At 37.9% G+C, this 13572-nt stretch carries 10 protein-coding genes, 9 tRNA genes and 1 rRNA gene; 19 read left to right on the forward strand and 1 reads right to left on the reverse strand.

The window, feature by feature from the left end; translation table 11 throughout:
- From rrf to J2Y03_RS27045, 19 genes are all read left to right on the forward strand, one after another.
- Positions 1-91: ribosomal RNA gene (gene rrf / locus J2Y03_RS26950) — 5S ribosomal RNA — on the forward strand; the annotation flags it as partial.
- 14 nt (positions 92-105) lie between these two features.
- Positions 106-180: transfer RNA gene (locus tag J2Y03_RS26955), tRNA-Asn, on the forward strand.
- A gap of 25 nt (positions 181-205) precedes the next feature.
- A tRNA-Thr gene (locus J2Y03_RS26960) sits at positions 206-278 on the forward strand.
- A 20-nt stretch (positions 279-298) separates the two neighbouring features.
- Positions 299-373, forward strand: a tRNA-Glu gene (locus tag J2Y03_RS26965).
- Positions 374-439: 66 nt separating this feature from the next.
- Positions 440-515 (forward strand) — tRNA-Val (locus J2Y03_RS26970).
- A gap of 83 nt (positions 516-598) precedes the next feature.
- Positions 599-674: transfer RNA gene (locus J2Y03_RS26975), tRNA-Thr, on the forward strand.
- Between the two features lie 78 nt (positions 675-752).
- Positions 753-837 (forward strand) — tRNA-Tyr (locus J2Y03_RS26980).
- 48 nt (positions 838-885) lie between these two features.
- Positions 886-960: transfer RNA gene (locus J2Y03_RS26985), tRNA-Gln, on the forward strand.
- A gap of 1 nt (position 961) precedes the next feature.
- A tRNA-Lys gene (locus J2Y03_RS26990) sits at positions 962-1034 on the forward strand.
- A 91-nt stretch (positions 1035-1125) separates the two neighbouring features.
- A tRNA-Ala gene (locus J2Y03_RS26995) sits at positions 1126-1201 on the forward strand.
- A gap of 209 nt (positions 1202-1410) precedes the next feature.
- Entirely contained in the window at positions 1411-2307 is an 897-nt protein-coding gene (gene rocF, locus J2Y03_RS27000; RefSeq protein ID WP_132096967.1) for an arginase, read from the forward strand.
- Between the two features lie 203 nt (positions 2308-2510).
- A complete protein-coding gene (gene sigW, locus J2Y03_RS27005) occupies positions 2511-3074 on the forward strand; it encodes an RNA polymerase sigma factor SigW (protein ID WP_132096968.1) in 564 nt (187 codons plus the stop codon).
- A 15-nt stretch (positions 3075-3089) separates the two neighbouring features.
- Complete coding sequence (locus J2Y03_RS27010) at positions 3090-3728, forward strand: anti-sigma factor family protein (protein WP_132096969.1); 639 nt, start codon at positions 3090-3092, stop codon at positions 3726-3728.
- Positions 3729-3861: 133 nt separating this feature from the next.
- On the forward strand, positions 3862-4695 hold the full coding sequence (gene cdaA, locus J2Y03_RS27015) for a diadenylate cyclase CdaA (protein WP_132096970.1): 834 nt from the start codon (positions 3862-3864) through the stop codon (positions 4693-4695).
- Positions 4688-5917, forward strand: coding sequence for a CdaR family protein (locus tag J2Y03_RS27020; protein ID WP_310200187.1), 1230 nt, complete (start codon positions 4688-4690; stop codon positions 5915-5917). The genes cdaA and J2Y03_RS27020 overlap by 8 nt, the downstream gene beginning before the upstream one ends.
- A 37-nt stretch (positions 5918-5954) precedes the next feature.
- Positions 5955-7304 (forward strand): phosphoglucosamine mutase, encoded by a 1350-nt coding sequence (glmM, locus tag J2Y03_RS27025; RefSeq protein WP_310200189.1) that lies wholly within the window; start codon positions 5955-5957, stop codon positions 7302-7304.
- Positions 7305-7756: 452 nt separating this feature from the next.
- On the forward strand, positions 7757-9559 hold the full coding sequence (glmS, locus tag J2Y03_RS27030) for a glutamine--fructose-6-phosphate transaminase (isomerizing) (RefSeq protein WP_310200190.1): 1803 nt from the start codon (positions 7757-7759) through the stop codon (positions 9557-9559).
- A 571-nt stretch (positions 9560-10130) separates the two neighbouring features.
- The gene (locus J2Y03_RS27040) at positions 10131-11411 is read left to right on the forward strand and encodes a hypothetical protein (RefSeq protein ID WP_310200191.1); all 1281 of its coding nucleotides are present in this window, start codon (positions 10131-10133) and stop codon (positions 11409-11411) included.
- 19 nt (positions 11412-11430) lie between these two features.
- Complete coding sequence (locus J2Y03_RS27045; protein ID WP_310200193.1) at positions 11431-11862, forward strand: DUF4275 family protein; 432 nt, start codon at positions 11431-11433, stop codon at positions 11860-11862.
- A gap of 670 nt (positions 11863-12532) precedes the next feature.
- Here the strand turns inward: J2Y03_RS27045 and J2Y03_RS27050 are convergent.
- A complete protein-coding gene (locus J2Y03_RS27050; RefSeq protein ID WP_310200195.1) occupies positions 12533-13462 on the reverse strand; it encodes a helix-turn-helix transcriptional regulator in 930 nt (309 codons plus the stop codon).
- Positions 13463-13572: the final 110 nt, after the last annotated feature.

Raw genomic sequence — 13572 nt, forward strand, 5'->3', positions numbered from 1 at the left:
CACCCGTTCCCATACCGAACACGGAAGTTAAGCTTCTCAGCGCCGATGGTAGTTGGGACTTTGTCCCTGTGAGAGTAGGACGTTGCCAGGCTGTTATAATATTATTCCGCAGTAGCTCAGTGGTAGAGCTATCGGCTGTTAACCGATCGGTCGTAGGTTCGAGTCCTACCTGCGGAGCCATTCTTATTTAAATGCAATTAGCTATGCTTCCATAGCTCAGCAGGTAGAGCACTTCCATGGTAAGGAAGAGGTCAGCGGTTCGAGCCCGCTTGGAAGCTTACCTATTTTAAATATTAATGGCCCCTTGGTCAAGCGGTTAAGACACCTCCCTTTCACGGAGGTAACACGGGTTCGAGTCCCGTAGGGGTCACCAAAGTTTTTTCGTGACAGCGAAAATAACTTACCATTCACGATAGTGAAAATAACTTTCCTTTAAAATGGAGGATTAGCTCAGCTGGGAGAGCATCTGCCTTACAAGCAGAGGGTCGGCGGTTCGATCCCGTCATCCTCCACCATATTTTTTTCACGTAGTGAAAATAAATTTCATTCCTTAGCGAAGCAATGTTTTTCGTGGTAGTGAAAATAACTTTCCATTAGTGCCGGGGTAGCTCAATTGGTAGAGCAACTGACTTGTAATCAGTAGGTTGGGGGTTCAAGTCCTCTCGCCGGCACCATGCTTCTTATTTTCTGAATTAACCTCAGTGGAAGCATGCGAAAAATCCTGGAAGGGATTTTAAGCAGTTTTAATAAGTGGAGGGGTAGCGAAGTGGCTAAACGCGGCGGACTGTAAATCCGCTCCCTCCGGGTTCGGCGGTTCGAATCCGTCCCCCTCCACCACTTATAATTTTTTAAAATGTTGGACAAACTAGTTAATGTCCTTAACATTGGGCTATAGCCAAGCGGTAAGGCATCGCACTTTGACTGCGACATGCGTTGGTTCAAATCCAGCTAGCCCAGCCAAGAGCCATTAGCTCAGTTGGTAGAGCATCTGACTTTTAATCAGAGGGTCGAAGGTTCGAATCCTTCATGGCTCATCACTTACAAATTGACCCCAAGAGAATTATTTCTCTCAAGGGTCTTTATTTTTAATAATAGGAAGTATTCCAGTATCCACTAAAATACTATGGGGCCTTAGCTCAGCTGGGAGAGCGCCTGCTTTGCACGCAGGAGGTCAGCGGTTCGATCCCGCTAGGCTCCACCAAGGTTTTTTGCTAAGCAAATAACCATCACACTACATATAAATTTTCGCCTTAAATCAAATTTGATTTAAGGCTTTTTTTTGTCTAGATTCTAGAACTATGGATATTTGATTGGTGAAATGTTCGTATATATATACATAATCTTGTCGAGTTGAGTCATTGGTTTGAAAACGGTTAAAATAGTTAGTAATGAAGGGCTAGGGGGTAGAACATGAAAAAACTATCTATTATTGGAATGCCGATGGATTTAGGACAAATGAGACGTGGAGTTGATATGGGTCCTAGTGCAATCCGCTATGCAGGAATCAACGAAAGACTAAAACCGCTATTTGAAGAAATCCATGATATGGGTGATATTCCGATTGGAAGACCTGAAGTGGTAATCGATAAAGAATCGAATTTACGAAATTTAGATCTCGTTGCTGAAAAAAGTACATTGTTGGCTGAAAAAGTAGATGAAGTCATACAATCTGGTTCCTTCCCTCTTGTTTTAGGCGGAGATCATAGCATTGCTATTGGAACATTAGCAGGTGTTTCTAAACATTATAAAAATCTAGGCGTCATTTGGTATGACGCACATGGTGATTTAAATACGGCAGAAACATCACCATCTGGAAATATACACGGTATGCCGTTGGCTGCAAGTTTAGGTATTGGTCATCCCTCTTTAACGAATATCGCGGGATATGCCCCAAAAGCAAAACCAGAGAACGTAGTAATTATTGGTGCAAGATCCCTTGATGATGGTGAAAAGATATTAATCAAAGAAAAAGGAATAAAAGTATACTCTATGCATGAGATTGACAGATTAGGTATGGCAAAAGTGATGGAAGAAACGATCGCCTATCTAAAGGAAAAGACGGATGGCGTTCACTTATCGCTTGATTTAGACGGTCTAGATCCTAATGATGCTCCAGGTGTGGGAACCCCAGTCATGGGCGGGATTAGTTATCGTGAGAGTCATTTGGCAATGGAGATGCTCGAAGAGTCGAAGATGATTACTTCAGCAGAGTTTGTTGAAGTGAACCCCATTCTAGATGAAAAAAATAAAACTGCAAGGGCAGCTGTCGAATTGATGGGCTCATTGTTCGGAGAAAAATTAATATAATCATCAGACAGCAGCTTTCCAAGAAAGCTGCTGTAATTTTTTCTACAAAAAACCCCCCTGCAAAAATATCTAAGGCTTCCTTTTATCCAAATAAGTTAATATTTGTTAATATAAAAAGTATATAAGAAGATATTATTTATATTGAAACCTTTTTGCTATTGATTCGTAAGATTGTATAGCCGCATTGGAGCTGAGAAGAATAAATGGACGCCCTTATAAAAAAAAGAATAAAACAAGTAATAAAAGGCGATCAGGATGCATTCGCTGAAATTGTTGAAATTTATAGTAATAGTATTTATCAGCTTGGTTACCGTATGTTGGGAAATCGCCATGAGGCAGAGGACATTGCACAGGAAGCCTTTATTCGTGCTTATGTTAATATCAAATCGTTTAATCAGGATTTAAAGTTTTCAACTTGGCTGTTTCGGATTGCAACTAATTTATGTATTGATAGGATCAGAAAGAAAAAGCCAGATTATTACTTAGATGCAGAAGTCTCAGGAACAGACGGTCTGACGATGTATTCACAGTTGTCATCCAATTCGCCTTTACCCGAAAAAGAATTGGAAAGTCTTGAACTTCAAGAAACCGTTCAAAAGGAAATTTTAAAGCTTCCTGAAAAGTATAGAGCAGTTATTGTTTTAAAATATATCGAAGAGTTATCTTTAAATGAAATAAGTGAAATTCTTGATATGCCACTAGGTACGGTCAAAACCCGTATCCATCGTGGTCGCGAAGCATTAAGACAACAATTACGTTATGTGTGATAAGAGGTGAACACGTTGAAGTGTGAAGAAGAAATCGTTGAGCTAATGCATGAATATTTAGATGAAGAAATTAATCCTCAAAATGAGATTATTCTAAGAGAACACCTCAAAGGCTGCAAGGACTGTGAGACCCTGTTCAATGAATATAAGAAGACGATTGCGGTTGTAAAAGGAACTTCTATGATGCATGCACCACCTAATTTTACAGCTAATGTAATGGCACGCCTGCCAAAAGAAAAGAAAAAGGTTGGTATGCAGCGGTGGCTGCGAAATCATCCACTCATTGCTGCAGCTTCATTATTTTTGGTTCTAATGATGGGAAGTGTATTTTCAACTTGGAATCAAGAACAAGAATTTTCTGTTTCTAAACAGGAAAACCTGGTGGTCCAAAACGATACGGTAATTGTCCCTGAAGGAGAAGTAGTCAAGGGCGATGTAATCGTGCGAAACGGAAAGTTGAAAATTGAAGGTGAAGTTCAAGGTGATGTAACAGTTATAAATGGAGAAGTTATAAATGGAGAGAAGTACTTAGCTTCAGCCGGACATGTTACGGGCCAAATAGAAGAGGTTAATGAAGTATTCGATTGGATCTGGTATCACATGAAAAAAACAGCTTTTGAGGTTATTGATATCTTTAATAAAAGTGAAGAATAATAAGAAGAAGTCACTCGTCGTGAGTGATTTCTTTTTTAATGATAAGGAATCTAACGACAAATAATAAGGTACATGTTTAATTTATGGTATAATAAATTGGTTATAAGTTAGACAAATATACGGAGGAAAAACAATGCCGTTTTTTGAAGATTTTACTATATGGAAGTATTTAGCAAGTATTGTTGATATTCTCCTTGTTTCGTGGGTCATTTATAAACTGTTAAACCTAATTAAAGGAACAAAAGCTGTACAACTATTAAAAGGAATTGTTGTCATTCTCCTTATACGAGTTGTTAGTGAGTTTTTTGGACTTAATACCTTAAGCTGGTTGACGCAGCAGGCTATTGATTGGGGATTCCTTGCCGTTATTATTATCTTTCAGCCTGAACTTAGAAGAGCTCTTGAGCAATTAGGCAGGGGGCGTTTTTTTTCCAGGAGCAGCGGTCCTGATGAAGAAGACCAAGAGAAAATCGTTGAAGCAATTAGTAAGGCAACAGATTATATGGCAAAACGGCGCATTGGTGCCCTGATATCCATTGAACGGGAAACAGGGATGAGTGATTACATAGAAACAGGAATTCCACTAGATGCGAAAATTTCTTCTGAATTACTCATAAATATCTTTATTCCAAATACACCACTCCATGATGGAGCGGTTATTATTCAGAAAAATAATGTAGCTGCAGCTGCTTGTTATCTTCCTTTATCAGAAAGCCCTTTTATCTCAAAGGAACTAGGTACAAGACATCGTGCTGCCTTAGGAATAAGTGAGGTTACAGACAGTATTACGGTAATTGTTTCAGAAGAAACCGGAAATATCTCTTTAACGAAAAATGGGGAACTTCACCGTAATTTAACATTAGAGGGTTTTAAGGAATTAATCTCTCATGACTTGATTGTAACCAACACAAAAGTAAAACCAGCATCTTCAGCCCTTTGGAACTGGAGGGGAAAGAATAATGGATAAGTTGATGGATAATCCCTGGTTTATTAAAATTATGGCGTTATTACTTGCAGTTCTCCTTTATTCAGTCGTTCCAAATTCTGGTGGCAAAACAAACGAAATTAATGTACCGGGAGAAAATACCTCAGTGACATTAGAAGAAATTCCAGTGAAAGCTTATTATGATACCGAAAATCTTGTCGTTTCAGGATTACCCGATGTAGTTGAGGTAACGATCGAAGGTCCAATGCCCCATGTACAATCGGCCAAGGCACTGAAAAACTTTGAGGTATTTGTAGATTTAACCAATGCAAAAATAGGTACCCAAAAGGTAGAGTTTGAAGTAAGCGGGTTATCAGAAAAATTAAAAGCAACCATCAAACCAGCTTCGGTATCCGTATCAATTCAAGAAAAGGTAACGACAGAGTTTAAGGTGGAGGCTGAATTTGATAATGATTTGATTAAAGAAGGTTATTCAGCCGGACAACCTACCGTTAAGCCGAATAAGGTAAAAATTACCGGCGCCAAGGATGTAATTGATCGAATTACATACGTTAAAGCAGTACTTGAAGGCAGAAATCTTCTAGATAGTACTGTTACAAAAGGGGCGCATGTACAGGTACTTGATAAGGAATTAAATAAACTAGATGTAATTGTCGAGCCTGAAACGGTAGAAGTAACGATACCGGTAAAAAGCAACAATAAAACTGTACCGATTAACATCATTGAAAAAGGTACTCTACCAGCAGGGGTAACGATTGAATCAATTGTTTTGGATGTTAAGGAAGCCGTTATTTCGGGAGACGACGTTATTTTGAAAGATACTAATAATGTCCGTGTCGAGGTTGATGTTAGTAAAATAAGCGAAAATACTACCCTCACTCTACCAGTCATTATCTCAAACGGAATAACGAAAGTAACACCTGAAACAGTAGAGGCAACGGTCGTGGTTAAAAGCGAAGAAGAGAAAACCGTATCAGGACTCCCAATAAATATTAAAGGGTTATCCGAACAATATGAAGTGGTTATCAATGACCCAGCCAATCGATTAGTAAATTTATTAGTTTGGGGATCAGGTAATGCCATAACGGGTTTAGGACCAAACGACTTCAATATATACGTTGATTTAACTGGTCTTACAGACGGTGTTCATAACGTTACCATTCAAGTGAATGGACCGCCTAATGTAACTTGGAAACCTGATAAATCGTCTGCAAACATTACGATAATGAGAGACAATGCATAAAACACAGCAGTATACAAGATAAGGAGCGATTTTGATAATGGGAAAATACTTTGGAACCGATGGCGTCCGTGGAGTTGCGAATAGTGAATTAACACCTGAATTAGCCTTTAAATTAGGACGTTACGGAGGTTTTGTTTTAACAAAGGATAAGGACAGACCAAAAGTGTTGATTGGTCGTGATACACGTGTTTCGGGACATATGCTTGAAGGGGCACTGGTAGCAGGTTTACTTTCAATTGGTGCCGAAGTCATGCGCTTAGGAGTCATCTCAACTCCGGGGGTATCCTATTTAACAAAAGCGCTGGGTGCTGAAGCCGGTGTCATGATTTCTGCTTCCCACAATCCGGTTGCAGACAATGGCATTAAATTCTTTGGTCCTGATGGATTTAAGCTTTCTGATGAACAGGAACTTGAAATTGAAGAATTAATCGATATGACAGATGATAAATTACCAAGACCAGTTGGTGCAGACCTAGGTCAAGTAATGGATTATTTTGAAGGGGGACAAAAGTACCTTCAATACTTGAAAAATACAGTGGACGAAGATTTCTCAGGGATTCATATTGCCTTAGATTGTGCTCACGGAGCTACATCTTCACTTGCGACACACCTATTTGCTGATTTGGACGCCGATATTTCCGTAATGGGTGCTTCACCTAATGGTATTAATATTAATGCTGGTGTTGGTTCAACTCATCCAGAAGCCTTAGCAGCTTTAGTTAAAGAAAAGGGTGCCGATGTGGGTCTGTCGTTCGATGGTGATGGAGACCGTTTAATCGCAATTGATGAAAAGGGGAATATCGTCGATGGTGACCAAATTATGTTCATCTGCGGAAAATATCTGAAGGAACAAGGTCGTCTAAAACATAGTACAATTGTTTCAACTGTAATGAGTAACCTTGGATTTTATAAAGGTCTAGAAGGACTTGGGATTCAAAGTGTCCCAACAGCAGTGGGTGACCGCTATGTTGTGGAAGAAATGAAGAAAAACGGATTTAATCTCGGTGGTGAGCAATCTGGGCACATCATTTTCTTGGACTATAATACAACAGGGGACGGCTTATTATCTGGGCTGCAATTAGTTAATATTATGAAATCAACACAGAAAACATTATCTGAATTAGCAGCAGATATGAAAAAGTTCCCTCAAAAGCTTGTTAATGTTCGAGTAACGGATAAGCATCATGTCACTGACAATGAGAAGGTAAAAGCGGTTATTGAGCAGGTGGAAAAGGAAATGAATGGGAACGGACGGATTCTCGTTCGACCATCTGGTACAGAACCACTTGTTCGGGTAATGGCTGAGGCACCTACAGAAGAATTATGCGAAGCCTATGTGGACCGAATTGTTTTTGTAGTAAAAGCAGAAATGGAATTAAAAGAATAGACTTTTATAGAGATATGCATAAGGGAACTTAACACTTCCTTTATGCATATTTTATTATGTAATTGGTAAAAACAGTAACTAGTTGACGAATGTCAATTCATCGGGTACGATTAATTTGCTTTGCCTTTTTTAGCAAAGAATATTCTTAAAAGGAGGGTAGTTAGTAAAAAAGGTAATCATAAAAGCGCCTGAACTAACCTAGGAATGGTTAGTTGACGAGGAGGAGGTTTATCGAATGTTCGGCGGATACCTCCCGGTTGAACGCACAACCGATAGTTTCCTCTTTAAAACATCAAGGTAACTTGGTGCACAAAGAGAGGGAAATGCGCATACTAAACCTAGCAATAAAAAGAAGCAAAGGTATATACAGATACCTTTAAAAAAACAGAGATAAGGGGGCAAGTTGAGCCTCCGAAGCATTCTTGCCCCCTATATCAGGGAGGAAAAGAAATATGTGTGGAATCGTTGGATATATTGGGCGTAATGATACGAAAGAAATTTTATTAAAAGGCTTAGAAAAGCTTGAATATAGAGGTTATGACTCAGCAGGTATTGCTGTAATGAACGAGAACGGAGTACATGTCTTCAAAGAAAAGGGTCGTATTGCTGATTTACGCGAGGCAGTAGATGTAAATGTTTTAGCTAACATCGGGATAGGACATACACGCTGGGCTACACATGGTGTTCCAAGCAGAACGAATTCCCATCCACATCAAAGTGCATCTGGACGTTTTACGCTAGTTCATAACGGTGTTATTGAGAACTATGATCTTTTAAAACGTGATTATTTAGCAGATGTTGCGTTTGTCAGTGAAACAGACACAGAAGTTATCGTTCAAATGTTTGAAAAGTTTGTATATGAAGGCTTAGAGGTTTTAGAAGCTTTTCGTAAAACACTCTCACTCTTACATGGCTCATATGCTCTTGCATTATTAGACGAAAAAAATAATGATACTATTTTTGTTGCGAAAAATAAAAGTCCATTACTAGTTGGCTTAGGCGCTGATTTCAATGTTGTTGCCAGCGACGCAATGGCTATGCTACAAGTAACCAGTGAATACGTTGAGCTCATGGATAAAGAAATCGTGATTGTGACTAAGAACGGTGTGACCATTCAGAACCTTAATGGGGAAACAGTTACTCGTACTTCGTATATTGCAGAATTGGACGCAAGTGATATTGAAAAGGGTACTTACCCACACTACATGTTAAAAGAAATTGATGAACAGCCTGCTGTGATGCGTAAGATTATCCAAGCCTACCAAAATGAACAGGGTGAATTAACCATTGACCCTGAGATTATCCATGCGTTGAATGCTGCAGATCGTGTGTACATTATTGCAGCTGGAACATCCTATCATGCAGGTCTTGTTGGGAAGCAGTTCATTGAAAAAATGGCTAAAATTCCAGTAGAGGTTCATATTTCAAGTGAATTTGGCTATAATATGCCCCTTCTATCTGAGAAACCATTATTTGTCTTCATATCTCAGAGCGGCGAGACTGCAGATAGTCGTGCGGTTCTTGTTACGATTAAGGAAATGGGTTATCAATCACTTACGATTACAAATGTGCCTGGATCTACTCTTTCTCGTGAAGCCGATTATACTCTGTTGCTGCATGCTGGTCCTGAAATTGCTGTTGCCTCTACAAAAGCATATACGGCACAATTAGCTGTTTTGGTGATTTTAGCGGAAGTAACCGCAAAAAGCCGCAATCTAGATCCAGAATTTGATCTTATCCACGAACTTGGCCTGGTTGCCAATGCAATGGAAGTTCTCTGCGACTCTAAAGAGTTAATTGAGCATATTTCTAGGGAGTTTTTAGCTGTAACACGCAATGCTTTCTTCATCGGACGTGGAATTGATTATTATGTTGGATTAGAAGGAGCATTAAAGCTAAAGGAAATTTCTTATATTCAAGCAGAAGGCTTTGCTGGTGGAGAATTAAAGCATGGTACGATTGCTTTAATTGAAGAAGGTACACCAGTGATTGCGTTAGCAACACAAGAAAGTGTAAACTTAAGCATTCGCGGTAATGTTAAAGAAGTCGTTGCCAGAGGTGCAAACCCATGCATCATTTCGATGAAGGGTCTAAACATGGACGAAGATAGCTTCGTTATTCCGGAAGTACATGATTTATTAACACCACTTATCTCTGTAATACCACTACAAATTCTTGCCTATTATGCAGCACTACACCGTGATTGCGACGTTGACAAACCACGTAATCTTGCAAAATCGGTGACAGTTGAGTAAATGGAAAGGCCCCGATCTTACATAGATCGGGGCTTTTTATTGTTCTCATAGGATGATGAGATCCCGTGAACTGCTACAAGAAGACAAACGGTCACTCACAAGGATAATGAGAGCTCGTGAATAGCTAAAAAAAGAAAAATCAATCACTCATGTGGAAAAAAATTAAGGTTCATCAAAAAAGTACCGTTAGTGGAGAAGTTTTTTGGCTAACAGGCAAAATAAATTGAGACCAAAACAATCGTCATTTCGTAGATAAGTAGTGGGACATTTTAATTAAAAGAGAGGAGATACACAGTTGAGAAAGCATTCTTCTGATATCAAATATCTTCTAAAGTCAAAGAGACTAAAACAGGCATGTTTAAGTAAAGATTTTGAGCGAATAGAGGGGATGTGAATGGAACCAACAGAGTTAAGTAGTATGAGATGGAAGCAAGTTTCTGTACCATTGTCCTCTTAATTATTATAAATATTAGTTTGATTCTTCACTTTAGAAAGTGGCTGCTTTAATAATAATTGTCATTACCCTGTCTTTTATTATGTCAGGATTTTAAAGAACAGAGGGGATATGCAAGTGGATAGAAGAATTCAAGAATTAATTGATTTTACAAAAAAGAAATTTGGATTAGAGAACTACTACTTAGAACGACATAGCCTTTCTCGAAACGTCAATATCTTCAATGAGACGGATTATACATTGTGTATGGAATGGTTTCCTAATCATGTACCTTTACAAGAGGATGATGGTTCAAATCCAGAAGGTACAGCAAGCATTGAGTTAAACCTGAAAAGCCGTAAATTTGAAAGTGCTATTTTTGTAATGGGTAAATCATATGCAGAAGATGGAATTATGCTTGCCAATCTTAATACGGAAGATATCATAAAATGGGTTGAAGATGAAACAGGTTTAACGTATGGGAAGCAATTTCAAATACATAAAGAAGAGCAAGGTGAAGTTCATTTTAAGGAATGCATCGATGGTGTTCCCGTTTCACCTTCTGGATATATAGAAGTTAAATTTGATCAAGAAGGAAAACTTACCTTTTTTGCTGTACATGGTCAATTTCCGTCTAAGGAAATGGTTAAAAAAGAAACATATACGCTTTCCCTTGAAAAAGTAGAACACGTAGCCAAGGAACAATTGAGGTTGATTGAATACCCTTCATATGAACAGAAAAAATTATTTCCTGTTTTTGCGGTGGAAGAGATATATGTTATGAATGATCAAATGTCGACGATTCCGTTTGAAATCTTTGTAGATGTAAAGTCGTATTTGCAAATAGACAAAACGATTTATTGGAATGAACCGATTAAACAATCGTTTGATCGAAAAGAGTATAGTTGGATTGAAGATGTATCAGTAGAACAAGCATTTTCCTCTGAGCCATCTCCCGATTCATTCCCACTCTCAAAGGTAGAGCAAGAGAAATGTATGATGGCAGTCAAAAACCTTTTACGTCAGGAATATCCGAAAGATAGTGGAAACTGGATTCTAAAAACCCTTCATCGTGATAGAGGGTATATACATGCAATATTAAGAGCCAACAAACAAGACAATCGTGTATTTCAAAGGAAATTGATGATGATCATTGATGCGAAGGATCTTCAAGTTGTAAATTACATGGATAATAAACCGATGTTAGAAGTTTTTGACCAATTTCAAGCACCTGAAAAAGGAACAGTTAAAAAAGAAGAGGCGTTTGAAAAAATGAAAGAATTGTTTGAGCTTAAACCTTACTATGTATATGACTTTGAACAAAAACAATATGTTTTATGCGGAAAATTAGATTGTGATTATGGGGTGAAAGCATCAAACGGTGAAGTTATAGCGTTAGATGATATATCGTTTGAGTGATTCAGAAGGAGGTGTCTTTTTGGAAAATAGAAAGGATCTGGTAACATCACTTAAAAGCAAAAAAGTAAAGGTGACTGAAATACCCAAATGGGGAACATATCTGCGGAAAAAGTGGGAAGACCATTTTTGCAATCATCTTGGTGATAATGAAAAGAAATCTATTTATCTGGATGACTTTTTATGGCATGTATTTAGTTTTGAAAAAAGGGATTGTATGCAAGAAGAACAAGCGGATATTGCTTTAAATAGAGAATCAAAGAAATTCTGTTATGTTTTTTTTCAACATTCCGATGAAGCGTTCATTCTTGAAAATGCCTCGTCTTTAAATGCAAATGATTTCCTAAATGAAGAAGATGTGTATGTAGTAGATAAGGGATTTAACTGGACTTATGTAAGAACGCATGAAACAGGATTGTGTGGGCCCTATTTTTGCAGAAAAAGTTTGTACTAGCAAACAGAACTATTTTTTGAGAACGTTTAGAAGGTTTTGCGGGTACGGTTATCCATCTCTCAAAAAAAACACGATTTTGAAAACTAATAAAGGTTTTTTTCTAAATTATTTTGTTTGTTACTTCCCTTATACTTAATCCTCTTTTCCAAATCGTTGATATAACGGGATTTTTCCGCATTTAAACAAACGATTGATTAGTTTTTGATCTAAACTAATCAATCGTTTAATTAATATGAGGATAGTATTAAAACTTCTATGACCGAAACAGCAAGTGAAAAAGGCAAAGTGGTAACCAATAGGGGTCATTGGTTACCAAAACAGCAAGTGAAAATAGGAAAGTGGTAACCAATAGGGGTTATTGGTTACCAAAACAGCAAGTGAAAATAGGAAAGTGGTAACCAATAGAGGTCATTGGTGACCGAAACGGCAATTGAAATAGGAAAGGTGGTAACCAATGAGTCTATTCATGCAGAGATAAGAAACCTAATTACATTTACTCATAAGTCAACCATTGCCCAAAACCTAGTGCTTTATAGTTTTTCAATAAAATCTTCCTAATCGTCTTTCTAGACTCGACCACTCTCGACGTCAAATGGAACCTTTTACTCAGCTTATGCCTTTAATAAAGATAATGGTTTGTAGAAAAAAAGAAGGCAGAATAGCCTTCCGATTAATATGTTTCATAAATTATTTTTCCTATCTGGGATGTATCATAACCGCCTATAGAGTTAACTTCAGACTGAAACTGATTTGATGATAAAATTCCCTTTACAGTGCTTATAAGTTGTTCAGTTTCGGGGGTTTTTAGAATAACTAGATCATACTGTTCTGTGATTAATGGAACAAAATCGATCCCAATTATTTTAGCAGCTTTTTCAATTCCCACACCAACATCAGCTATTCCAGTCGAGACAGCGGAGGCCACACTTAAATGATTGGTCTCTTCGTGCTCATAACCCGTAATGTTCCTTGTTGGAATCTCGTTGATTCTGAGTTGTTCATCAAGAAGGATTCGTGCTCCTGATCCTTTCTCTCGATTAATAATTTTCACATCTTCCCGTTTTAAATCAGTCCAAGAGGCGAGGTTTAAAGGGTTGCCCTTTTTAACGTAGAAACCTGCTTTTCTTGAAAGGAGGTTTATTAATATAAAAGGGTATCCCACTAAAATTTTTTTTATATATGGCAGATTATACTCGCCTGTATCCCCGTCAAACAGATGCAAGCTAACGATGTCACCTTCTCCATTGTACATAGAGATTAAGCTGTTTAAACTTCCTGTAAAAGATCTTAATGGTTTATAGGCTGAATGTTTCTCGATATGTTTACCTAGAATGTCTAAAACTAGGTCTTGTCCGCTAATGACAATGTTCCCCTTTGTTTCGTTCTTGTGAGGAACGGCAACAGAGGGTGCGAATGTAGTATTTTGATTCGTCTTATGTTTTTTTATATAATCATCCAAGTCTTTTGCATCTATTCTCATCTGTCTTCCTACACGAAAAACAGGTAGATCCCCTTTTTTTACAAGGTCATAAAGGGTTAATTTCGATACTTTTAATAGCTGCGATACCTCTTCAATCGTATAGGAAAGCTCCTTTGACATTTGCATCCCTCCATTCTTTATTGTAACGTATTATCCGTGAAAAAGTATAATCCTTAAAAAATGAGGAATTGTGACATTTCTTATACTCTTTTTAGTTATAACTAATTATA

This window comes from Neobacillus niacini (assembly GCF_031457145.1).
GTDB lineage: Bacteria > Bacillota > Bacilli > Bacillales > Cytobacillaceae > Neobacillus > Neobacillus niacini_J.

Coding starts and splice junctions, on each gene's coding strand:
- rocF (WP_132096967.1), top strand. CDS start 1,411: ATGAAAAAACTATCTATTATTGGAATGCCGATGGATTTAGGACAAATG.
- sigW (WP_132096968.1), top strand. CDS start 2,511: ATGGACGCCCTTATAAAAAAAAGAATAAAACAAGTAATAAAAGGCGAT.
- glmS (WP_310200190.1), top strand. CDS start 7,757: ATGTGTGGAATCGTTGGATATATTGGGCGTAATGATACGAAAGAAATT.
- J2Y03_RS27050 (WP_310200195.1), bottom strand. CDS start 13,462: ATGTCAAAGGAGCTTTCCTATACGATTGAAGAGGTATCGCAGCTATTA.
- cdaA (WP_132096970.1), top strand. CDS start 3,862: ATGCCGTTTTTTGAAGATTTTACTATATGGAAGTATTTAGCAAGTATT.
- glmM (WP_310200189.1), top strand. CDS start 5,955: ATGGGAAAATACTTTGGAACCGATGGCGTCCGTGGAGTTGCGAATAGT.
- J2Y03_RS27020 (WP_310200187.1), top strand. CDS start 4,688: ATGGATAAGTTGATGGATAATCCCTGGTTTATTAAAATTATGGCGTTA.